The organism is Edwardsiella ictaluri ATCC 33202 (assembly GCF_000264785.1).
In the GTDB taxonomy this organism is placed as follows: domain Bacteria; phylum Pseudomonadota; class Gammaproteobacteria; order Enterobacterales; family Enterobacteriaceae; genus Edwardsiella; species Edwardsiella ictaluri.
Map to the genome: position 1 here is coordinate 67,652 of NZ_AFJI01000041.1, position 23,065 is coordinate 90,716.

Below are 23,065 nucleotides of genomic sequence, written 5' to 3' on the forward strand. Positions count from 1 at the left end.
CCATGTTATGGGGGGCAATATGTTAGAAAACGTTGTTCACCGCAGTGGTTTACCATCCCGACTGTGGTTCGGTTATGTCGGGGTATTGATCTTTATGATGGGGGAGGGGCTAGAGCAGGGATGGCTATCACCCTATGTAATCTCCCGGGGACTGAGCATCCAGGAGTCTGCGCTGCTGTTTAGTGTCTATGGCTTTGCCGCTGCGTTGGCTGCCTGGTTTTCCGGCGTATTGGTTGAGATGTTTGGGGCGCGTCGTGTGATGCTGGGCGGCGTCATTCTGTTTTTGATCGGCTCTCTCTTTTTTCTGCTGCTGGGGCTACCAAGCAATAGCCTGCCAATTATGATCCCAACCTATGCGCTGCGTGGCTTGGGATATCCGCTGTTTGCCTATGGCTTCCTGGTGTGGGTCGCCTATGAAGCGCCGCCCGCGCGGTTGGGCTCTGCGGTGGGTATTTTTTGGTTTGTCTACAGCGGTGGCCTGGGCGTGCTGGGGGTGTTGTACTCCAGCGTGATGCTCCCCCATCTGGGCGAAATGAACACGCTATGGAGTGCGTTGTTCTTCGTGATACTGGGCGCTGCGATTGCCCTGTGGCTCAATCGTGGCGGGAAGGAAACGACAGCGGCCGTGCGGAAAACTTCGCTGTGGTATGTCCTTAAAGGCGTTACGATCGCGTTTGAAAATCCGAAGATTGGTCTGGGGGGCATTGTTCGAACCATCAATACTTCCGCTGCCTATGGCTTTGTCGTGTTTATGCCGCTGTACATGATGGAGATGGGGTTTACCCGCACCCACTGGCTGCATATGTATACCGCACTGTGGACCGTCAATATCATTTTTAATCTTATCTTTGGCCTTATCAGTGACAGATTGGGCTGGCGTAACGTGGTGATGTGGTTCGGCTGCGTGGGCTGTGCGTTAACGACGCTGCTGTTCTATTACACGCCGCCGCTTTTTTCCTCCAGCTATGCTCTTACGCTGTGCGCCGCGGGTCTGTTTGGTGCCTGCTTAGCCGGGTTTGTTCCGCTGTCGGCCATTATGCCCTCGCTTGCGCCAAATAATAAGGGGGCTGCAATGTCGGTACTGAATCTGGGGGCGGGGCTCAGTACCTTTGTGGGGCCGGCGATCGTGGGGATGTTTATCGGTAGCTTAGGTGCCGGCGGTGTGATTTGGATCTTTACCGGTCTCTATCTGTTTAGCGGCGTACTCATGCGCTTTGTGACGCTGCCTGCAGCGGCGAACAATTGCGCCGTGCCCTTGGCTATTCGGCAGGAGTAAACCATGGAGGAGCTGCATCATGATGATTCATGAATGGCGTGCGCCGTTTTCTTTACGTGGGAAAGTGGCGGTGATTACCGGCGCCGCCACGGGCATAGGCCAGGCTATTGCTGCGTGCTACGTGCACAGTGGCGCGTGCGTAGTGCTACTGGATCGTGATCCGCGGGTCGTGGCGATAGCGCGGCAGCTTGATGCGCAGGACGCGCTAGGGCTGGAGGTGGATGTGTGCGATCGGGGGGGCCTGCAGTCGGCGGCAGCACAGGCACTGCGATATTTTGGCCATATCGACGTATTGGTCAATAGCGCCGGCATTGTCGCGCTGGCCCCGGCGGCGGTGCTGCCTGAAGCGGATTGGGCGGCGACGATGTCGATCAATGTGACGGGGACCTTTTTGGCGTGTCAGGTGATCGGCGCCTACCTGCTGCGCCAGCGGGCCGGCAGCATTATCAATCTGGCGTCGCAGGCCGGCGTGGTGGCGCTGCCGCACCATGCCGCGTATTGCGCGAGCAAGGCGGCGGTGATCGGTCTGACGCAGGTCCTCGCGTTGGAGTGGGGCGTGGATAACGTTCGGGTAAATGCGCTATCGCCGACCGTGGTGCTCACGGATCTTGGCCGGCGTGCCTGGTCCGGCGAAAAAGCCGAGCGAATGAAGGCCGCCATTCCGCTGCGCCGCTTTGCTGAGCCGGACGACGTCGCGGCCTGTGCCCTATTTTTAGCCAGCGATGCCGCCAGCATGGTTACCGGGGCTAATTTACGGGTTGACGGCGGCTACACCATCCAATAACGGGGATACCCGTTGCGAAATGACAGTGAGGTAGGTGATGAACAGAATGATTAACGATCCGAACCTCGTGGTTGAAGAGGCGATTCAAGGGTACCTGCGGGCCTATCCTGAGTATTACCGTCGGACGGAACATCCCCGGGTGCTGGCGCATCCGTCGGTGCCGATAGCGGGAAAAGTGGGGGTGGTCTCCGGCGGTGGATCTGGTCATGAGCCTGCATTTTTGGGCTACGTGGGTAAAAATTTACTGGATGCCGTCGCCATCGGTGAGATTTTTTCATCGCCGACCTCTGGCGCGTTTCTGGATGCCTTCCGAGCAGCGCACGGCGGTGAAGGGGTTGTCTGCCTATAATGGTAATTATGCCGGTGACAATATGAATGTTGCGTTGGCGATCAAAAAAGCGGCGGTCGAGGGGATCGTGGTTAAAACGGTGGTAGCCAATGACGATGTGGCCTCTGCGCCGGAGAGTGAGCGAGAAAAGCGTCGTGGCGTCGCGGGGGAAATATTTATGTGGAAGGTCGGCGCCGCCTCTGCGGCGCGCGGCGATGAGATGGATCGTGTGATCGCCTATGCGCAGCGGGCCATCGATCGCTGTCGCTCCATCGGCATTGGCTTGAGCGCGTGTACGCTCCCGGCATTGGGAAAGCCCAATTTCTCTATTGCGGATGGCTCGATGGAGGTGGGTATCGGCCATCACGGTGAGCCTGGGATCCGGGTCGAACCGCTGCGTCCCGCCGCGGAGATGGCGGAGACGATGCTGCACGCTGTCATGGCGGAGCTGGCGCTGGTCCCCGGGAGTGAGGTGGCGGTATTGGTCTCCGGGCTGGGGGCGACGCCGGTGATGGAACTGTATATCTACTATGATGCCGTAGCGCGTCGTCTGGAGGCGCAGGGGATAGCGATACACCGTTGCTACGTTGGAAACTATTTTACCTCGCTGGATATGATGGGGGTAACGCTGACGGTTATGGCGTTGGACGATGAGCTGAAATTATTACTCAATATGCCGGTGTCATCACCGGGATTGACGCAGGAGGGGTAATCACGATGGCTTATGCAGTCACCGTTTCCAACGGCGGAGAAATTGTCGCTGCGCTGGTCGCCGCGGTGGTCAGCCAGCGGACGTATCTCAGTGAAATTGACGGCGCCATCGGCGATGGTGATCACGGTGTAAATATGGCGAAGGGATTTATGCTGTGCGCTGACGCCATGGCTGGGCAACGGCTTTCCTTGCCGCAGGCATTGCGCTGCCTATCGGAGTCGCTGATGGAGGGAATTGGCGGCTCTATGGGGCCGCTGTACGGCAGCCTGTTTATGGGGATGGCGCAGGGCGCGCCGGAGAGCGCTACGCTGCGTCGTGAGGACGTGCTGTCTATGCTGCAGGGCGGACTGCGTGAGTTACAGACGGTCAGCAGCGCGCAGGTGGGAGATAAAACCATGATGGATGCCTATGTCCCGGCGGTGTCTGCCTTTGAGGCGGCTCTGCGGCAAGGCGATAGCCTAGAGCGGTCGCTCTGCATGATGACGCAAGCGGCGGCACGCGGACGTGACAGTACCTACGACCTCATCGCCCGAGTTGGCCGGGCTAGCCGTCTGGGGGAGCGTTCTCGGGGCGCGTTGGATGCCGGCGCCGTATCCTGTAGCCTGCTGCTGTCGGCGTTGGCGGATGCGTTACTTGCGTGTTCCAACGACGGTGAGTAGCGGTGTTTTTTGTCAGACCATGCGATCTGCGTCTATACGATGGGATCCCCACGTGGGCTATGCTTATAGCCCACGACGGCAGACGAGACAGGGTGTGTAGAGCAGATGGAGAGGCAAAATGGAACGCTGGATGAACAATTATTGACCGAGATCGCCGTCGCATACTATCAAAATGATATTACACAGCAGGAGATCGCGAAAAAATTTGGTATTTCACGGATTAAGGTCGGGCGGTTGCTGAAGCGAGCTAAAGAAGAGGGCATCGTAGAGATTTCAGTACGCTACCATCCGGTATTCAGCACCCGGCTTGAACAGCAGCTGAAGGCGCATTTCCCGATTACCCGTGCGTTAATTGCGCTGGATTGTCAGGATGAGGACGAGCAGCGGCGTCACGTTGCGGCGTTAGTCTTTAACCATCTCTCTACGGTACTCAGGGATGACATGGCGGTCGCCGTGGGGCAAGGCCGTAATGTGGCGGCCGTGGCTGGGCACGTCGGTAATGCCGCTGAGCGTCGCTGCCGTTTTATCTGTGGCATCGGTGGCAACCATCGGCCCGGCGATGCGTTGAATGCTGACCATATTAGCCGACGGTTGGCTAAAACGTTTGGGGGACGCAGTGAGACACTGTATGCGCCTGCGTATGTGGAAAACCGCACATTAAAAGAAGCATTTATGCAGAATGGCACCATTAAAGATACGCTGGATCGCGCGCGTCGGGCGGATATCGCCTTAGTTGGCATTGGTGACATGAATGAAGATAGCTATATGGTGAAGCTTGGTTGGTTTACGCCGCGCGAGATTGTCGATGCCAGTCTGAATCAGGGCGTGATCGGTGAAATTGGTGGCTATGATTTCTTTAACGCGCAGGGTATGCATGTGGATACCGTGATGAACGATCGCGTTATCGGCTTGAGTATTGATGAGTTACGTAATATTCCGTGCGTGATTGCCATAGCCGCAGAAAATAGCAAGGCCTTGGCTATTTTGGGCGCGCTGCGGACGGGAGCCATTGACATCATTGCGACCAGTGCAGCCAATATTCGTACGCTGCTCAGCGTACTTGCATAGGCGGTTATCCCGGGCACGGAGTCCCCCCATCTTGTTTCCCTGCATGTCGATGAATCAGCTCCGATAAAGCCATTTAATTTATATTTTTTATCCGGTTATTTGAGATAGCGCCATGAGGCGCGGGTGGTAATAGCGTAGACCACCACCACCCTGCACTGTGCCACCTTTGAGGATTGATATTGCTTTCTGTTAGTGGCTATCCTGCAACGGTATGTCGTGACATAAGGCAAAGAAAAGAAATGAACATCCAATTTATCCATGAGCGTTTACTCTCCGACGCCTGGCGACCGCTGCGCGAGTATGAGTATGAGCTGCCGCGCCGGGAGGGCGGGGTGGTGCGTCAGCGGCGCGAGGTCTATCTGCGCGGCAACGGCGCCACCGTGCTGCTGTATAACCTGTCGCGCCGCTGCGTACTGTTGATCCGCCAGTTTCGCCTGCCGACCTATCTCAACGGTAACCCGGACGGCATGCTGATCGAGACCTGCGCCGGTCTGCTGGACAGCGATGCGCCAGAGGCCTGCGTACGCCGGGAGGCGATGGAGGAGACCGGCTATGCCATCGGTGGGGTCAGGCGCCTGTTTTCCGCCTATATGTCGCCGGGCGGTGTGACCGAAATAGTGCATTTCTTTGCGGCGGAGTACCGCGAAAGCCTACGCTGCGGCTGCGGTGGCGGCATTGAGGATGAGGATATCGAACTGCTGGAGATCCCGTTTGACGACGCCTGGCAGATGGTCTGCGACGGGCGGATCTGCGATGGTAAGACCATCATGCTGCTGCAGCACGCCCGCCTGAGCAACTGGTTTTGCGATGCGCCCAAGGGCGAATAAATGCGCATCTGAGCGGCGGGCCGTGTTTTCTTTTCGGCTTTATGTCCTGCTTCATAGTTTCGGTGTGCTATGGCACTATACTCGTGATTTCACAAAACATTTACAGAGTGATAAAGAATCTAGCCCGGCGGCGTCGGGGACGATGGCGGCCGCGGCGCTCGGGGAATTAGCAAAAAGGAAACCAACGATGGATGAAAAATTAAAACAAAGTGCGCTTGAGTTTCATCAGTATCCCGTTGCGGGGAAAATCCAGGTTGTTCCCACCAAGCCGCTGGCGACCCAGCGCGATTTGGCGCTGGCCTATTCACCGGGCGTTGCCGCGCCCTGTCTGGAGATCGCTGACGATCCGTTAGCGGCCTATAAGTATACCGCGCGCGGAAATCTGGTAGGGGTCATCTCTAATGGTACCGCCGTGCTGGGGCTTGGCAACATCGGTGCCCTGGCAGGGAAGCCGGTGATGGAAGGTAAAGGGGTGTTGTTCAAGAAATTCGCCGGTATCGACGTGTTTGATATTGAGGTGGATGAGCACGATCCTGACAAGCTGATCGAGGTGATCGCCGCGCTGGAGCCCACCTTTGGCGGCATCAACCTTGAAGACATCAAGGCGCCGGAGTGTTTCTATATTGAAAAGAAGCTGCGCGAGCGGATGAAAATCCCGGTGTTCCACGACGATCAGCACGGCACGGCGATCATCTGTACCGCCGCCGTACTCAACGGCCTGCGGGTGGTCGACAAACCGATCGATCGGGTGCGGCTGGTGGTCTCCGGCGCCGGCGCATCGGCGATCGCCTGCCTGAACCTACTGGTGGCGTTGGGGCTGAAGCGTGAAAATATCACTGCCTGCGACTCCAAGGGGGTGATCTACCGCGGGCGCGACGCGCACCTGGTCGAGAGCAAGGCGGCCTATGCCATCGATGACAATGGCTGGCGTACGCTGGCGGATGCGATCCCCGGCGCGGATATTTTCCTGGGCTGCTCCGGCCCCGGGGTGCTGACGCAGGAGATGGTAAAAACCATGGCGCCGTCACCGCTGATCCTGGCGCTGGCCAACCCGGAGCCGGAGATCCTGCCGCCGCTGGCCAAGGCGGTTCGCCCCGATGCGATAATCTGTACCGGCCGATCTGACTTCCCCAACCAGGTGAACAACGTGCTGTGCTTTCCGTTTATCTTCCGCGGTGCGCTGGACGTCGGGGCGACCACCATCAATGAGGAGATGAAGCTGGCGGCGGTGCGCGCCATTGCCGATCTGGCGCTGGCGGAGCAGAGTGAGGTGGTCGCCTCTGCCTACGGTGATCAGTCGCTCTCCTTCGGGCCGGAGTACATTATTCCCAAGCCCTTCGATCCGCGGCTGATCGTGAAAATTGCGCCGGCGGTGGCGCAGGCGGCGATGGACTCCGGGGTGGCGACGCGTCCCATCGATGATATGGACGCCTATATCGAGCACCTGACCGAGTTTGTCTACAAGACCACCCTGTTTATGAAGCCGGTATTTTCCCAGGCGCGCCAGGATCCCAAGCGGGTCGTGCTGGCGGAGGGGGAGTCGGAGCGCGTGCTGCACGCCACCCAGGAGCTGGTGACGCTGGGGCTGGCCAAGCCGATCCTGATCGGGCGTCCGCAGGTCATCGCTCACCGGCTGGAGAAGCTCGGTCTGCACATCGAGATCGGCCGCGATGTCGAGGTGGTCAATAATGAATCCGACCCGCGTTATAACGACTATTGGCAAAGCTATTACGGGATCATGAAGCGGCGCGGGATCTCGCAGGCGCAGGCGCGCCGGGCGCTGATTGCCGATCCGACGGTGATCGCGGCGATCATGGTCAAGCGTGGCGAGGCCGACGCGATGATCTGCGGTACCGAGGGCAACTACCAGGATCACTACCGCGTGGTGCGCGAGGTGTTTGGCTACAGTGACGGATGCCATACGGCCGCTGCGATGAATGCCCTGCTACTGCCGAGTGGCAACACCTTTATTGCCGATACCTATGTTAACGAGGACCCGAGCGCCGAGCAGCTGGCTGAGATTGTGCTGATGTCTGCCGACGCGGTGCGTCGCTTCGGTATCGAGCCGAAGGTCGCGCTGCTCTCCCACTCCAACTTTGGCACGGCCGACTGCCCGTCATCGCGCAAAATGCGCCGGGTACTGGAGCTGGTACAGCAGGCAGCACCGGGGCTGGAGATCGACGGTGAGATGCACGGTGACGCGGCGCTGGTGGAGAGCACCCGTCTGAGGCAGATGCCGGACAGCCCGCTGAAGGGGGCGGCGAATATCCTGATCATGCCCAATATGGAGGCCGCACGCATCAGCTATAACCTGCTGCGGGTCTCCTCCTCGGAGGGGGTTACCGTCGGGCCGGTGCTGATGGGGATCAGCAAGCCGGTGCATATTCTGACGCCGATCGCCTCCGTGCGCCGTATCGTCAATATGGTGGCGCTGTCGGTGGTGGAGGCGCAGAGCAGGACGCTGTAGCCCCGTGATCATGCCGCCTGCGGGCGGCATTTTCGGGTCTCTTGAACCCCCCGGTATGTCGGGGGATATTTATTCTCTGCGCACCGGTACGACGGTGACGCGGCAGCGGGGGAGGATCGATGCGAACGATGATGTTGACCCTGGCACTGCTGGCGCTGAGCGGCTGTCAAATGTCGGCGCCGGTGGCGGAGCGGATTGTTTCACTGGCGGATGGTCAGACGCTGACGCCGGTGCAGCTGGCCCAGCGTCTGGCCTCATCGCCGCGGGTCATCGTCGGCGAGCGGCACGATAACCCGCGTCATCAGCAGATAGCGCGCTGGCTGCTGCTGCAGATGTCGTCCCTGCGACCGCAGGGCAGCGTGCTGCTGGAGATGCTGACGCCGGATCAGCAGGCTGGCGTGGCGGCGGCGCGTGAACCATCGCTGTCAGATGCGCAGGTGATGGCCCTGCTGCAGTGGCAGTCGGGCTGGCCGTGGGCGCAGTATGGCCCGCTGGTCCGCAGCGCACTGCGGGGCAGCTATCCGCTGCTGGCGGCGAACTTGGGGCGCGATGCGCTGGCGGAGATCCGCCGTCGGCCACAGTCACCGCCGGGGGCGCTCAGTACCCAGGATGCGGTGCAAATTGAGATTAGCGCCGCGTTGCGCGGCGCCCATGAGACGCTGGATAGCGCACAGCTGACGCAACGTCTGGCGGTGCAGCAGTGGCGCGATCGGCGTATGGCGCAGGCGCTGTTGGCGGCACCATTGCCGGCGCTGTTTATCACCGGCGCCTTTCACGCGCGTCGCGATCTCGGCGTGCCGCTGCATATTGAGGACGAGGAGCCGCTGACGGAGGTCTGCGTGCTGATCCTGGCGTCGCCCGGCGCCCTGGTTGGAGAGGTGCAGGCGGACTATGTCTGGTATACCGCGTCAGCGCGCCTGTAGCCACAGCTGTAGCTGATTGGCGAACATCTGGCGCTCGCGTGGCCCCAGAGGTGCCGGACCGCCGCTCTGGATGCCGCTGGCGCGCAGGGTCTCCATAAAGTCCCGCATCGTTAGACGGGACTTTATGGTCGCCGAATCGTAGCGTTCGCCGCGCGGGTTGAGGGCGCAGCCACCGCGCTCCAGTACGGCGGCTGCCAGGGGGATATCGGCGGTGACCACCAGATCGCCGGGGGCGACCCGGCGAACGATTTCGTTATCGGCGGCGTCCGGCGTCGCCGCGACGCACAGCATACGGGCCCGGCTGCCGGCGGGCAGGCGCTGCGGGCGGTTGGCGACCAGGGTAATATCCAGCGTGTTGCGTTCGGCGGCGCGCAGCAGCACCTCTTTAATCACGTTCGGGCAGGCGTCGGCGTCGATCCAAATTTGTCGTGTTGTCATATCGGCTCATTGGCCAGCCAATCGCGCGGGGTAAGAAAGTCGCGCCTCAGGCACGCATCCGGCGAGTCGGGTGGCGGTTGATAGTCATATTCTCAGCGGACCAGCGGCGGCATCGATATCAGAACCGATGTGCTGCGCCCGCCGCTTTGCAGGCCGAATAGAGTACCGCGATCCCACACCAGATTAAACTCCACATAGCGCCCGGTCGGTAAAGTTGAAATTGCCGCTCCCGCTCGCCCCAGGGCAGAATGCGTCGCCGCTCGGCGATGGAGAGATAGGTGGGTATAAAGCCTTCGCCGACGGCACGGCTAAAGGCGAGCGCTTGGCCAAAGCCGGGATCGTTGAGATCGTCGAAGAATACCCCTCCGATGCCTCGTGCCTCCTGGCGATGCGGCAGGTAGAAATAGCGATCGCACCACGCCTTATAGTGCGGGTAGCGCTGTTCGCCGAAGGGGCGGCACAGATCGCGGGTGCTGCGGTGCCACTGTATGACGTCGTCGTGGAAGGGGTAAAATGGCGTCAGGTCAAATCCGCCGCCGAACCACCACAGCGGTGCCGTGCCCGGGCGATCGGCGATGAAAAAGCGTACGTTGGCGTGGGCCGTGGGAACATAGGGGCTGTGCGGGTGTAACACCAGGGAGATGCCCATCGCCTGGAAGGGACAGCCCGCCAGCTCTGGACGTTTGGTCGTGGCGGCGGCGGGCGTCTGACACAGGTTGTCCTGCAGCCGCAGCAGAAAGCGCCGGACCGGTTCACTGTCTGGGATCATGGTAGCGCCCCCGGTTAAGTTAACGCTGTGCAGGATAACCGATGGCGCCCCGCATCGGCGTGCCGGGGCATCGGTTGTCCGCCCGCCTTATGATGGTCTGCGCCGCAGATGGGCTTCAAAGTCGTGCAGGTAGCGCATGATGCCACCGGCAATCGCTTCGGCGATGGTGGTGCGGAACGCGGGGGAGGTCAGCAGGCGCTCCTCATCGTGGTTGGTAATGAAGGCGGTCTCGACCAGTACGGAGGGAATGGCGGGAGACTTGAGTACGGCGAAGGCCGCCTGTTCCGTATGCTGGCAGTGCAGGTGGTGCACCGGACGGATCTGGCTCAGCAGATGGTGCCCCAGGATCAGGCTGTTTTTAATGGTATCGGTCTGTACCAGATCGAACAGCACCTGCTGTAGGTAGTTGTTGTCTTTGGAGGCGTAGCGCTTACCGGCCACTTTATCGGCATCGTTCTCCCGCTGGGAGAGGTATCTGGCCATGGCGCTGCTGGCGCCGCGGTTGGATAGGGCAAAGACGGATGCGCCGGAGGCTTCCGGGCTGGTGAAGCCATCGGCATGGATGGAGACAAACAGATCGGCCTGATGCTGCGCGGCGATTGCTACCCGCTTATACAGGGGAATAAAGTCGTCATCTTCACGGGTCAGTTTAACCACCAGATTGTTCTGATGGCGCAGGATATTGCGCACCCGGTGGGCGATATCCAGCACGACGTGTTTCTCTTTCGAGCCTTGGTGCCCGATTGCGCCAGGATCGATGCCGCCGTGTCCCGGATCGATCATCACCAGGCGCGGTGCATCTGCCGGTTTACACCGGGTGTTTAGGTGGCTGGAGGTCTGTGCTGCTTTGGCGGCGGATGGCAGCAGACCGGCTCCCAGCAGCATGGCCAACCCGGAGCACAGAAAGCGCCGGCGAGAGGAGGGATGTGGGAGCGGGCGAAAATCGGAAAATTTCTTCATGGTGCAATCTATTCCGTCAGACAGTAACGCAAGCAATACTGAGGGCTCTCCCATGGGACCGTGCGCGTTGACAACGCGCCTGGTGATGGGATTCTCCCTTATCCTAACGCGATGAAAATACATGGATCGAGCGGATAACTATGTCTATTTGTTGCCTGAATCGGCGTCGGGAAGACAGGCGAAGGCGAATAATGGGTGATTTGTCTCCGTCGGTTGCGATATTTCCATTGCGAATCTGGGGATTGCAGCGATAATTAGGCTGCGTCCGGTCCTTGCTATACCGGTATGGTCCGAGGCCGACGCCCGGGCATCATTATAATCTATTATGGTCGATATCATGGAAATTCGCGTTTTTAATCAATCCGACTTTGATGAGGTGATTACGCTGTGGGAGCGCTGCGATCTGCTGCACCCCTGGAACGATCCTGAAACGGATATTGAGCGCAAGATGAATCACGATGCCGATCTGTTTCTGGTCGCACAGGTGGGTGGCGAAATCGTCGGAACTCTGATGGGCGGCTATGATGGTCATCGCGGATCAGCTTACTATCTGTGCGTGCATCCGGACTTTCGCGGCCGCGGTATCGCCAATGCGCTGGCCAGCCGTCTGGAGAAAAAGCTGCTGGCTCGCGGCTGCCCGCAGGTACGAATCATGATCGATGCGGATAACGACGCGGCGATCAGCATGTATGAGAAGCTGGAGTATGAGACGCAGGACGTGCTGTGTCTGGGTAAGCGACTGATCATCGATCAGGAGTATTAACAGCGCATTTTGCGTATCCCATGCGACGCCGTCGCCCGTCCGGTGCGGTGGTCTGCGCTCTGTTTTGTCCGCTCCGGCGGCGTGCGGTGCGGCGCTTTCCCCTCATCGCGGCAACTTTTTACCATTTCACCACTCCAATCTCCAGGTATTCTGTCATACGGCGACTGCCGTACTCGCAAGGAGTTAACCGATGTTTTTTCGTTTCTGGATCGTCGTGGCGCCGCTGATGCTGGGTGGCTGCTCGACGCTGAGTTCATTTTCCTGGTCTATGCTGTCGCCCTTTAACTGGTTTTCATCGGGTCTGTATATCGATAGCAATGGCGTGGGTGGCGTGTCGGCCAGTACGCCGATGCAGCAGGAGGTCATCAGCCAGGGGTTGGACGGGGTGTATACGCTACGCAGCGGGATGGGGATCGACAACGGGCAGGTAACGCACTTTTTCCAGGCCATGGCGCAGGATAAGGTGGCGATGACAATCGCCGGTGGCGTGACAGTGAGGCGTATTACGGTGGAGAGTGCTGAGCTTGCCACCGCTTGGGGGACACGGGTCGGGACGCCTTTTGCCGCGCTGTATACACGGGCCTATGACGGAGAGTGTCGGCGGGTGGCGGCAGAGGAGGTGACAGTGGTCTGCCGGGCGCCACAGAGTCCGCGGGTCAGTTACCAGTTCCGCGGGGAGTGGGGTGGTCCGGCAGGGCTGATGCCGCCGGATGATGTGCTGAAATCATGGACGGTAAGCCAGATTGTCTGGCAGGCGGATGCGCAGTAATGCGCCCTATTTTTTGTTTTATAGCAAAGGAATGCTTAAGGTATGGCGTAAGATATGCATGGTCTGGCGTAGCCGGGCCACTGTTGCCCGGTGGCAGCGTAGCAGAAAACACCGATTATTTAGACTGTACAGTAATGGAGAGCTTCATGTCTCAGCCTCAAAGCGGCATTCTGCCGGAGCACTGCCGCTTCGGTATTTTTATCGAAGCCATGGCGCAAGGCGATCTGGATGGATTGCGTCAGGGATGTAAACGGTTTATTACCCAGCTGCAGGCGCTGCAACAGCGTTATCCCGATGCGCATCTGGGGGCGGTAGTGGCCTTTGGCCATTCACTGTGGCGTGAAATGACGGCCGATGAAGAGGAGGGGGCGGCGCTGAAACCCTTCGAGCCGCTGGGCAGGGGGTTGGCACCGGCGACGCAGCGCGACCTGCTGATCCATATTCAGTCATTGCGTCATGACGTGAACTTTTCTTTGGCACAGGCGGCGCTGGCTGCTTTTGGCGATGCCATTGAAGTCGTGGAAGAGATCCACGGTTTCCGCTGGGTTGATGAGCGTGATCTGAGCGGCTTTATCGATGGCACCGAGAATCCGGCCGGTGATGCCCGTCTGGCCGTCGGCGTGATCGCCGACGGTGTGGATGCCGGCGGCAGCTATGTGTTGGTGCAGCGCTGGGAGCATAACCTGCGTCAGTGGTCTCACTTCAGCGTCGATCAGCAGCAACAGATTATCGGCCGTACCAAGCAGGACAGTGAAGAGCTGGATCCCAGCGAGCGCCCGGAGACCTCACATGTTAGCCGCGTCGATCTGAAAGAGAATGGCAAAGGGCTGAAGATCATCCGTCAGAGCCTGCCCTACGGTACTGCCAGCGGGAAGCATGGCCTGATGTTTATCGCCTACTGCGCGCAGCTGCATAATATTGAGAAGCAGTTGCTGAGCATGTTCGGTGAGCTGGACGGCAAGCACGATCAGCTGCTGCGTTTTAGCAAACCGGTTAGCGGCAGCTATTACTTTGCGCCGTCTGCGGCGCGTTTGCTGACGCTGTGATAACTGTGGGCTATCGGCCCACTCTGGCTTTGCGCGGCGCATGTGCCGCGCGGCAGGGATAAAAAACGGCGCCGTGGGCGCCGTTTCTGCTTTGCTGCTCAGTGTGATTACTTCTTGATGCGGATCACCGGCGTTTCGCCAACGATAACGTCGCCAGACAGCTTAATCAGTTCTTTGATCTCATCCATGTTGGAGATAACGACCGGCGTCAGGGTAGACTTGGCCTTCTCTTCCAGCAGCGGCAGATTGAACTCGATGACGACATCGCCCTTCTTTACGCGCTGACCTTCTTCGGCGATGCGTTTGAAGCCTTCGCCTTTCAGTTCAACAGTATCGATGCCGAAGTGTACAAACAACTCTACACCGCTGTCGGACTCGATAGAGAAAGCATGGTTAGTTTCAAAGATTTTACCGATGGTGCCATCAACCGGCGCAACCATTTTGTCACCGGTCGGCTTGATTGCGATACCATCACCAACGATCTTTTCTGCAAAGACGACGTCAGGCACATCTTCAATATTGACGATCTCGCCAGACAGGGGCGCAAAAATCTCAATGCTGCCCATTTCTTTCTTGTCGTCTGAAACCAGTGATTTCAGTTTATCGAACAAACCCATGATCTTCTCCTAAGCAAGTAATATTGGGCGGCGTTCCAGCTTTCGCCATCAGCAAAGGGTCTTTTCTTCGATAAACGTATTGATCACGCTCATCAAATCGTCAGCCGTCGGCTGACGTAACGCCTCTTCTGCCAATGCCTTCACATCTTCAAAGTTCGCATTGCGAATGATTTTTTTGATGCGCGGAATTGAGATTGAACTCATGCTGAACTCATCAAGCCCCATGCCCAACAGAAGCAGTGTAGCACGCTCATCGCCAGCCAGTTCACCGCACATGCCGGTCCACTTGCCGTGCGCGTGAGATGCATCGATCACCTGTTTAATCAGGGTCAACACTGACGGCGCCATCGGGTTATAGAGATGAGATATCAGCTCATTGCCACGATCTACCGCTAGAGTATACTGGGTTAAGTCATTTGTCCCAATACTAAAGAAGTCAACTTCCTTCGCCAGATGGTGGGCGACGGTGGCGGCGGCCGGTGTTTCGACCATTACGCCGACTTCGATAGTTTCATCGAATACTTTACCTTCTTCGCGCAGCTGCGCTTTCAATAGCTCCAGTTCCGTTTTCAGCATGCGCACTTCTTCGACCGAGATGATCATCGGGAACATGATGCGCAGCTTGCCAAAGGCTGAGGCGCGTAGGATGGCACGCAGCTGAGAATGTAAGATTTCTTTACGATCCAGGCAGATACGTATTGCACGCCAGCCCAGGAATGGGTTTTCCTCTTTTGGCAGGTCCATGTAGGGCAGATCTTTGTCCCCGCCGATGTCCATGGTACGGACGATCACTGCCTGCGAGCCCATGGCTTCAGCAACGGCCTTATATGCCTGGAACTGCTCTTCTTCCGTCGGCAGAGCATCGCGATCCATGAACAGGAACTCGGTACGGTACAGGCCAACGCCCTCTGCGCCGTTGCGTTCGGCGCCGGCGACGTCACGCACGGTACCGATGTTGGCGCAGACTTCAACCTGATGACCATCCAGCGTGATCGCCGGCAGATCCTTCAGCTTGGCCAGTTCGTTTTTCTCATTGATATACTGCGTCTGGACGGCTTTCAGCGCGTCGATCGTCTCGGCGGTGGGGTTCAGGTAGATCTTGTTGTTGACCGCGTCCAGAATCAGATAGTCGCCGTTTTTCACCTGCTGAGTCACATCGCTGGTGCCGACGATCGCCGGCAGCTCCAGGGAGCGGGCCATGATGGAGGTGTGAGAGGTACGGCCACCCAGATCGGTAATGAAGCCCAGCACCTTGTCCAGGTTCAGCTGCGCGGTTTCAGACGGCGTCAGGTCAGTCGCGACCAGAATGACTTCGTCCTGAATCGCGCCCAGATCGATGATGGCCATGCCGAGAATGTTTTTCAGCAGACGTTTACCGATGTCGCGTACGTCGGCGGCACGCTCTTTCAGGTATTCATCGTCCAGCTCTTCCAGGGCGGTGGCCTGGCCTTCGATAATTTCACGGGCAGCCGCTTCGGCGCTCATGGCATTATCTTTAATCAGGGCTATGATTTCCTGTTCAAGCTCTTCATCTTCCAGCAACATGATGTGCCCTTCGAAGATCGCCGCTTTCTCTTCCCCGAGGGTTTCGCTGGCTTTCTGGCGAATGGCTTCCAGTTGTTGGGCGGCCTTGTCGCGGCCGTCCTTGAAGCGGGCAATCTCCTGCCCGACTTCGTCGGCAGTGATTTTCTTGCGGCTGATGACAATTTCATCTTCTTTCAGAAGAAGTGCCTTACCAAAAGCGATGCCCGGTGATACTAAGATACCTGAAATCATAACCCTACCTTTGACGTTAGACTGGTTTTACCTGGAATGCTGAGCTAGCTGACTTACTCGAGCTCGGCCATCAGTTTTACCAGATGATCAACGGCTTTCTGCTCGTCGTCACCCTCTGCGGAGATGGTGACGACGGTACCCTGGGTCAGCCCCAGCGTCTGCAGTTTGAACAGGCTTTTGGCGCTGGCGCTCTTACCGTTGGAGGTGACGGTGATATCAGAAGCGAATGCTTTGGCTTCTTTCACAAACTGAGCGGCAGGGCGGGTATGCAGACCATTCGGAGCGGTGATAGTAACTTCTTGCTGGAACATAGGTTTCCCCAACTATTTTATGTTGAATGTTGTGGAGCTAAAGTTTAGCGCAATCGCTTGTCTTTAGCCTGCCTTTAGGTGCGTATCCGGTACGCTGGCGCCGTGGGTCTTCCCACGGACGGGATAAAGTGGCTCTCCCTCTCCTGACGGTGCTCAGCTTACCCTGGTTAAGGCCGCCGTCTGTATCGTTAAATCGATTCAGCGGCCTTTTCATACAAAGCGCGAATAATTTTGCGCTTCAAAATAATGGTCTGGTTAAATACTAGACCCCAGCGATAAAAGCAAGGAGAGGGGGTGGTAAAATTTGAACTGCTCCACAAAAAAAGCACCCAAATAGGTGCTCCTTTGAACAATTCATGCCATCACATCCGACGCTCATTCTGGCTCGGGAAATAGGCCGGCAAACAGGCCGGTGCTCAGATAACGTTCGCCCGAGGAGGGCAGGATCACCACGATGGTTTTCTCCTGGAACGCGGGCATACTGGCCAGCCGTTCTGCTGCGACGACGGCGGCACCGGAGGAGATCCCGGCGAGGATCCCCTCTTCACGCATCAGGCGGCGTGCCATGGCGATGGACTCATCGTTGCCGATGCGCTCTACGCGATCGACCAGCGTTAAATCGAGGTTTTCGGGAATAAAACCGGCGCCGATGCCCTGGATTTTGTGCGGCCCGGGGATAATGGGCTCTCCGGCGAGCGTCTGGGTGATCACCGGAGAGTCTTCCGGCTCGACGGCCACAATGCTGACATTTTTAGCGCGATCCTGTTTTAGATAGCGGGCAGTGCCGGTCAGGGTGCCGCCGGTGCCGACGCCGGCGATGAAGACATCCACCTGACCGTCAGTATCCTGCCAGATTTCCGGCCCGGTAGTCTGGCGGTGGATCTCGGGGTTGGCCGGGTTGCTGAACTGCTGCAGCATGACATAGCGCAGCGGATCGCTGGCAACAATCGATTCGGCTTTGCCGATAGCCCCCTTCATCCCCAGGGCGCCGTCGGTCAGGATTAGCTCGGCTCCCAGCCCCTTAAGCAGCTTACGCCGCTCCAGGCTCATGGTCTCGGGCATGGTCAGGGTCAGCTTGTAGCCGCGGGCCGCGGCGACAAAGGCCAGGGCGATGCCGGTGTTGCCGCTGGTCGGCTCAACCAGCTCGACGCCGGGTTTCAGAATACCGCGCTTTTCGGCATCCCAGATCATGTTGGCACCGATGCGATCTTTAACGCTGAAGCTGGGATTGCGCGACTCCACTTTGGCCAGGATACGTCCGTTACCGATATGATTAAGGCGTACCAGCGGGGTATGCCCGATGGTATGGGAGTTATCTTGATAGATTTTGCTCATGGCCGCTCCTCTACAGTCGTTTTTTATCCATCATACTGCCAGCAGCATACGCAATAACCGGTTAATAGGAAGTAAATAAAGATTATATCGTTATGAGGGATAACGATAACGATGCAGGCGGCGCACCCGCTGAGGAGTGCGCCGTTACAGAATTAGCGATTGATAGCCAGCTCGGTACGATAGCGATCGACCCACATGGCCGTGGCGCCGCAGATGGCGACCGGCATGATCACCAGATTGACGAAGGGGATCATGGTAAACAGGCTGACCAGTGCGCCAAACTGCAGATTGTCGACCTTGTCAGCGCGCAGGGTATCGCGCATGCGCGGGAAGCTAACCTTATGGTTATCAAAGGGATAATCGCAGTATTGCACCGCCATCATCCACGCGCTGAACAGAAACCATAGCACGGGGGCCAGGGTCTGGCCGACGCCGGGGATCAGGTACAGTAGCAGCAGCACCAAGGCTCGGGGCAGGTAATAGGCCAGCTTAATCCATTCGCGCTTCAGAATACGTGGCAGATCCTTCATTACGCTCCATAACCCGCTGTCCGGCAGCGGCTTGCCGGTCAGCTGCCCTTCAAGCTGCTCTGCCAGCAGGCCGTTAAAGGGGGCTGCAATCCAGTTGGCCAGGGTACTGAAAAAATAGCTGAACACCAGCAGAACCGAGACGATAACCAAGGGCCACAGCAGGTAGCTCAGCCACTGCAGCCAATCGGGAACATAGCTCATCAGCGCCGGAATCCAGCGTCCGAGACGATCGAATAGCCACCAGAACGCCAATCCCATCAGGATGATGTTGACCAGCAGAGGCATCAGTACGTAGCGCTTGATGCCGGGTAGGCGGATTAGGCGCCAGCCCTGGGAAAAATAGTATACGCCGTTGGCGTTGGTCGGAGACGGCGCGCCGCCGGCCTGGGATATCGTGTTCATTTAACTCCATCTTATGCCGTTACCGTGGTTGACCGGGACTGCGCCGCGCTCCGCGGTGTGACGGCGGCTATTGGCGCGGCCCGGTGGTTTATGATATCGGCGGATGCTGTGGGTTACCAGTTATGACATGACTAAAAAAAGAGCAAAATAGAAGTAAAAATCATCTTTATTAACAGAAAGTTTAGTCCAGACTTGCACTTGTTCCAACACCCCAATACATTTATAGATTGAGGGGTTGCCAAAATGGCAATGTAATAAAACAACAGAGATTGCGATGATGCAGGATTTGCGTCTGATATTAATTGTTGTTGGCGCGGTTGCCATAATAGCGTTGTTGCTGCACGGCCTATGGACCAGCCGTAAGGAACGCTCTGCGCTGTTTCGCGATCGTCCGAACAAACGTCAAAAACCGCAGCGCGACGAGAAACCGCTCTCTGAAATGGATGAAGGGGTCGGTGAAGTGCGCGTGCAGCGCGGAAGCAGCCCGCCTTCCCATCCGGTAGAGCCGGCCATGGGCTCATTGGGTGAAGTGAGCGAAGCGCGCCCCGATCCGCTGGATCTGAGGGAGAGCGAAGGTCATCCGATAGCGTCACCGACGCTGCGCTGCGACGAGACGGTTGATCCCCTGCTGGGCGATCCGCTGTTAGCTGCCAAGCCTGAGAGTGAGGCGCCGCTGGCGGTGCCGTCTGCTGTAGCCGTGGAGGACGGGGCGCCTGTGGAGCCCAGCGCTATGGCGCCGACGGCGGTCGATGATGGCAAGGTGCGGGAGACGGTACTGGTGATGCACGTTGCGGCACATCAGGGCAGCAGCATTGGCGGCGAGGTTTTGCTGCAAAGCGTGCTGCAGGCCGGTTTCCAGTATGGTGCGATGAAAATCTTCCATCGCCACCTTAACCCGGCTGGCAGTGGGCCGGTGCTGTTCAGCATGGCCAACATGGTGAAGCCGGGCACCTTCGACGTCGAAAATATGGCGGATTTCTCTACGCCGGGCGTATCGATCTTTATGATGGTGCCCTCGTATGGCGATGCCAGCCAGAACTTTAAGCTGATGCTGCAGTCTGCGCAGCGCATTGCCGACGACGTCGGCGGCGTGGTGCTGGATGATGAGCGGCGGATGATGACCCCGCAAAAGCTAGAAACCTATAAGGCGCGTATTCGTACGGTGCTGGAGAACTTGGGCCGGACCGCGTGACGTGATCGTGCCAGCGTCTTACCAAAACCCCCGCCCGTCGGGGGTTTTTTATCATTAAATGGTGGCTTATGACTCCCATGATTGAACAACAACTCGAACAGCTGCGTGATGCGCTGCGCCATCATGAGTATCAATACTACGTTTTGGACGATCCGCAGATTACCGATGCAGAGTACGATCGCCTGATGATGCAGCTTAAGCAGCTGGAGGCCGTGCACCCGGCGCTGGTGACGGTGGATTCCCCGAGCCAGCGCGTCGGTGGCGCACCGCTGGCAGCCTTTGGCCAGGTGCACCATGAGGTGCCGATGCTCTCGTTGGATAACGTATTTGATGAGGAAAGTTATCAGGCGTTTGATAAGCGCCTGCATGAGCGGCTGAAAAGTGACGAACCGCTGACCTTCTGCTGTGAGCCAAAGCTGGACGGATTGGCGGTAAGCCTGCTGTATGAGCAGGGGGTACTGGTACGCGCGGCGACGCGCGGTGATGGGACAACCGGCGAAGATATTACCAGTAATGTGAAAACCATTCGCGCCATCCCACTGCGTTTGCAGGGAGAGGCTATCCCTGCACGCATTGAGGTTCGTGGCGAGGTCTTCATGCCGCAGGATGGCTTTGAGGCGATGAATGAGGAGGCGCGCCGGCGCGGCGCGAAAATTTTTGCCAATCCGCGCAACGCCGCTGCCGGATCGCTGCGACAGCTTGACCCGCGCATCACCGCGCAGCGCCCGCTGACCTTCTACTGCTACGGCACAGGCCAGCTGGAGGGGGGCGCGCTGCCGGACAGTCACTATCAGTGCCTGCAGCGCTTTAAGTCCTGGGGACTGCCGGTCAGCGAACGGGTGAGGCTGTGCTGCGGTAGCGCAGAGGTGCTGGCCTACTATCGCCAGATCGGGCAGGCGCGACCGACGTTAGGCTTTGATATCGACGGCGTGGTGATCAAGGTGGACGATATCGCCATCCAGGAGCGGCTGGGCTTTGTCGCCCGCGCGCCGCGCTGGGCGACGGCGTTCAAGTTTCCGGCACAGGAGCAGATGACGCGGCTGAACGGGGTTGAGTTTCAGGTCGGTCGCACCGGGGCCATCACGCCGGTCGCGCGCCTGGAGCCGGTGCTGGTGGCCGGGGTGACCGTCAGCAACGCGACGCTGCACAATGCGGATGAAATTGAGCGTCTGGATCTGCGGATCGGCGATACGGTGATCGTCCGCCGCGCCGGTGACGTGATCCCGCAGGTGGTTGGGGTGGTGGAGGCGATGCGTCCGCGCGATGCCCACGAGATCGGCTTTCCGACCCACTGTCCGGTATGTGGCTCTGAGGTGGAGCGGACGGAGGGCGAGGCGGTGGCACGCTGCAGCGGTGGCCTGATCTGTGCCGCGCAGCGCAAGGAGTCGCTGAAGCATTTTGTATCGCGCCGCGCGATGGATGTCGAGGGGATGGGCGATAAGGTCATTGAACAGCTGGTGGATAAAGAGTATGTCGCTACGCCCGCCGATCTGTACCGCCTGAGCGCCGGTAAGCTGACCGGCCTGGAGCGGATGGGGCCCAAGTCGGCCACCAAGCTTATTGCTGCCCTCGATCGCTCGCGGGAAACCACGCTGGCCCGTTTTCTCTTTGCGCTGGGCATCCGCGAGGTGGGGGAGGCGACGGCGGCCAATCTGGCCAGCCACTTTGGTTCACTGCAGGCGCTGCGCGCGGCGGATCTGGAGAGCCTCAAGCGCGTTCCCGAGGTGGGTGAGGTGGTTGCCAGCCATATCGTCCACTTTTTGAGCGAGGAACATAACCGCCAGGTGATCGATGAGCTGATCTCCGACGAAGTTGGCATCCGCTGGCCGGAGGGGGCACCGGCGCAGTCTGCGCCCGCAGTCGACAGCCCGTTTGCCGGAAAGACCGTGGTATTGACCGGCTCACTGAGCGTACTGTCGCGCGATGAGGCGAAGGATCGTTTGACAGCATTGGGCGCCCGGGTCAGCGGCAGCGTATCGAAGAAGACCGATCTGGTGATCGCCGGCGATGCGGCGGGCTCCAAGTTGGCGAAGGCCAATATTCTGGGCATCGAGGTGATCGATGAGGCGCAGATGCTGCGCATGCTGGGGGCATAATGGCTCCCGTCACCAACCATAGGGCACCGCGCGCTGTTTCTGTGAGCAGACAGAGGGCTGCGTTGATGGGATAGGTTAAAGTTGACGTGCATTTGCGCCGTTATATATCCCGATAGGGCAGCAATCAGTGGAGAGGAACGTATGGCATTGGGGCCGATAGATATGGCGGGCGGTTTGTCGTCGCAGGCGCACAGCGGTGGACAGCTGAGCGTAGAGTTGTTGGATGCGCGCATCGAACGGCTGCTGCAGGTGTTAAACCGAGGCGATTTAACCCCGTCACAGCGTGAAAATACGCTGCGTGCCCTGACGGCGCTGCAGCGTGAGCGTACGCTGCTGCAAGCATTTAGCCAGGGCGAGCCGAGCCCGGCCGCCGCCGCGGGACGGGAGTCTCCGCAGGCCACCGCCCACCGGGGAACCGCGGCGTCGATGGGACAGCCGGTATCGTGGGTCACCCTGGGAGAGCACAGTCGCATGCTATCGGAGAGGGCCAACGTCGAACGGGCACTGGAGGTCAAAGAGGGGGCTGATAAGCTGTTTTCATCCCTGGACAAGTCGACGCTGCAGACCGAGCCGCTGCGTTCACCGCTGGAAAATCAGGTGATCGTTGCCAGCCAGCTGGCTGTACCGCCCGAAGGGACCGAAGACGATCCGCTGCCGGTGACATCGGTGCTCAATCCCCAGCCGGTCTTTGGCTTTATCCCGGCGCAGTGGATCCCGGGAAGTGTTCGCGCGCAGGCCCGCTCACCGGCTACGTTGCTACTGATCGGGATTGTGATGCTGCTCATGGTGATCCTGCTGACATGGTAGCAAAGCGATACTGCACGGCGCGGCGGGCGGCGATAGCCTGTTGCGCAGGATTGCATACAGAGCACACGCGTAACGTTTGCAGTGGATAAAGATCAAGGAAGAGCGATGTATGGATGGGTAGAGGAAATCAGGAATGGATGAAAATAAAAAACGAACAGATTGGTGGGTGATGACGGGATCGAACCGCCGACCCCCTCCTTGTAAGGGAGG

Annotated in this window: 20 protein-coding genes and 2 pseudogenes; 14 read left to right on the forward strand and 8 right to left on the reverse strand. The window is 58.7% G+C overall.

Annotated features, from left to right (window positions below):
- The first annotated feature begins 19 nt into the window (after positions 1-19).
- From EIEH_RS05355 to EIEH_RS05390, 8 genes and pseudogenes are all read left to right on the forward strand, one after another.
- On the forward strand, positions 20-1,276 hold the full coding sequence (locus EIEH_RS05355) for an MFS transporter (RefSeq protein WP_035608953.1): 1,257 nt from the start codon (positions 20-22) through the stop codon (positions 1,274-1,276).
- A gap of 19 nt (positions 1,277-1,295) precedes the next feature.
- A complete protein-coding gene (locus EIEH_RS05360) occupies positions 1,296-2,060 on the forward strand; it encodes a GolD/DthD family dehydrogenase (RefSeq protein WP_107775176.1) in 765 nt (254 codons plus the stop codon).
- Between the two features lie 37 nt (positions 2,061-2,097).
- Positions 2,098-3,100: pseudogene (locus EIEH_RS05365) on the forward strand (dihydroxyacetone kinase subunit DhaK).
- Between the two features lie 5 nt (positions 3,101-3,105).
- Positions 3,106-3,759: a dihydroxyacetone kinase subunit DhaL gene (gene dhaL, locus EIEH_RS05370; protein ID WP_015870605.1), complete on the forward strand. Its 654-nt coding sequence runs from the start codon at positions 3,106-3,108 to the stop codon at positions 3,757-3,759.
- Positions 3,760-3,864: 105 nt separating this feature from the next.
- On the forward strand, positions 3,865-4,827 hold the full coding sequence (locus EIEH_RS05375) for a sugar-binding transcriptional regulator (RefSeq protein ID WP_015870606.1): 963 nt from the start codon (positions 3,865-3,867) through the stop codon (positions 4,825-4,827).
- A gap of 239 nt (positions 4,828-5,066) precedes the next feature.
- Positions 5,067-5,654, forward strand: coding sequence for a GDP-mannose pyrophosphatase NudK (nudK, locus tag EIEH_RS05380; RefSeq protein WP_015870608.1), 588 nt, complete (start codon positions 5,067-5,069; stop codon positions 5,652-5,654).
- A gap of 187 nt (positions 5,655-5,841) precedes the next feature.
- A complete protein-coding gene (maeB, locus tag EIEH_RS05385) occupies positions 5,842-8,121 on the forward strand; it encodes an NADP-dependent oxaloacetate-decarboxylating malate dehydrogenase (RefSeq protein ID WP_015870609.1) in 2,280 nt (759 codons plus the stop codon).
- Positions 8,122-8,240: 119 nt separating this feature from the next.
- Positions 8,241-9,044, forward strand: a complete 804-nt coding sequence (locus EIEH_RS05390; RefSeq protein ID WP_035608941.1) for a ChaN family lipoprotein — start codon at positions 8,241-8,243, stop codon at positions 9,042-9,044.
- Here the strand turns inward: EIEH_RS05390 and EIEH_RS05395 are convergent.
- The 3 genes and pseudogenes from EIEH_RS05395 to amiA form a co-directional block, all read right to left on the reverse strand.
- Positions 9,030-9,482 carry a YaiI/YqxD family protein gene (locus tag EIEH_RS05395; RefSeq protein WP_015870611.1) on the reverse strand — a complete coding sequence of 151 codons (453 nt, stop codon included), beginning with the start codon at positions 9,480-9,482 and terminating at the stop codon, positions 9,030-9,032. The two genes, EIEH_RS05390 and EIEH_RS05395, sit on opposite strands and share 15 nt — an antisense overlap.
- Positions 9,479-10,251 (reverse strand): annotated as a pseudogene (hemF, locus tag EIEH_RS05400) (oxygen-dependent coproporphyrinogen oxidase). The gene EIEH_RS05395 and the pseudogene hemF overlap by 4 nt, the downstream one beginning before the upstream one ends.
- An 87-nt stretch (positions 10,252-10,338) precedes the next feature.
- On the reverse strand, positions 10,339-11,211 hold the full coding sequence (gene amiA / locus EIEH_RS05405; protein WP_015870613.1) for an N-acetylmuramoyl-L-alanine amidase AmiA: 873 nt from the start codon (positions 11,209-11,211) through the stop codon (positions 10,339-10,341).
- Between the two features lie 337 nt (positions 11,212-11,548).
- Here amiA and EIEH_RS05410 point away from each other — a divergent pair, with 337 nt between their 5' ends.
- The 3 genes from EIEH_RS05410 (at position 11,549) to EIEH_RS05420 (ending at position 13,789) form a co-directional block, all read left to right on the forward strand.
- Positions 11,549-11,974 (forward strand): GNAT family acetyltransferase, encoded by a 426-nt coding sequence (locus tag EIEH_RS05410; RefSeq protein WP_012847991.1) that lies wholly within the window; start codon positions 11,549-11,551, stop codon positions 11,972-11,974.
- Positions 11,975-12,164: 190 nt separating this feature from the next.
- Entirely contained in the window at positions 12,165-12,743 is a 579-nt protein-coding gene (locus EIEH_RS05415; RefSeq protein ID WP_015870615.1) for an RpoE-regulated lipoprotein, read from the forward strand.
- 146 nt (positions 12,744-12,889) lie between these two features.
- Complete coding sequence (locus EIEH_RS05420) at positions 12,890-13,789, forward strand: Dyp-type peroxidase (RefSeq protein ID WP_015870616.1); 900 nt, start codon at positions 12,890-12,892, stop codon at positions 13,787-13,789.
- Positions 13,790-13,896: 107 nt separating this feature from the next.
- On the opposite strand, the gene crr is transcribed toward EIEH_RS05420, so the two are convergent.
- From crr to cysZ, 5 genes are all read right to left on the reverse strand, one after another.
- Positions 13,897-14,406: a PTS glucose transporter subunit IIA gene (crr, locus tag EIEH_RS05425; RefSeq protein WP_015870617.1), complete on the reverse strand. Its 510-nt coding sequence runs from the start codon at positions 14,404-14,406 to the stop codon at positions 13,897-13,899.
- A gap of 48 nt (positions 14,407-14,454) precedes the next feature.
- Positions 14,455-16,182 (reverse strand): phosphoenolpyruvate-protein phosphotransferase PtsI, encoded by a 1,728-nt coding sequence (gene ptsI, locus EIEH_RS05430; RefSeq protein ID WP_015870618.1) that lies wholly within the window; start codon positions 16,180-16,182, stop codon positions 14,455-14,457.
- 53 nt (positions 16,183-16,235) lie between these two features.
- Positions 16,236-16,493 (reverse strand): phosphocarrier protein Hpr, encoded by a 258-nt coding sequence (gene ptsH / locus EIEH_RS05435; RefSeq protein ID WP_015870619.1) that lies wholly within the window; start codon positions 16,491-16,493, stop codon positions 16,236-16,238.
- Positions 16,494-16,868: 375 nt separating this feature from the next.
- The gene (cysK, locus tag EIEH_RS05440; protein ID WP_015870621.1) at positions 16,869-17,828 is read right to left on the reverse strand and encodes a cysteine synthase A; all 960 of its coding nucleotides are present in this window, start codon (positions 17,826-17,828) and stop codon (positions 16,869-16,871) included.
- 152 nt (positions 17,829-17,980) lie between these two features.
- A complete protein-coding gene (gene cysZ, locus EIEH_RS05445) occupies positions 17,981-18,760 on the reverse strand; it encodes a sulfate transporter CysZ (protein ID WP_015870622.1) in 780 nt (259 codons plus the stop codon).
- Between the two features lie 274 nt (positions 18,761-19,034).
- Here cysZ and zipA point away from each other — a divergent pair, with 274 nt between their 5' ends.
- From zipA to EIEH_RS05460, 3 genes are all read left to right on the forward strand, one after another.
- Positions 19,035-19,952, forward strand: a complete 918-nt coding sequence (gene zipA / locus EIEH_RS05450) for a cell division protein ZipA (RefSeq protein ID WP_035608944.1) — start codon at positions 19,035-19,037, stop codon at positions 19,950-19,952.
- A gap of 68 nt (positions 19,953-20,020) precedes the next feature.
- The gene (ligA, locus tag EIEH_RS05455) at positions 20,021-22,048 is read left to right on the forward strand and encodes an NAD-dependent DNA ligase LigA (RefSeq protein ID WP_015870624.1); all 2,028 of its coding nucleotides are present in this window, start codon (positions 20,021-20,023) and stop codon (positions 22,046-22,048) included.
- A gap of 141 nt (positions 22,049-22,189) precedes the next feature.
- On the forward strand, positions 22,190-22,855 hold the full coding sequence (locus EIEH_RS05460; RefSeq protein WP_015870625.1) for a 3-phytase: 666 nt from the start codon (positions 22,190-22,192) through the stop codon (positions 22,853-22,855).
- Positions 22,856-23,065 lie beyond the last annotated feature (210 nt).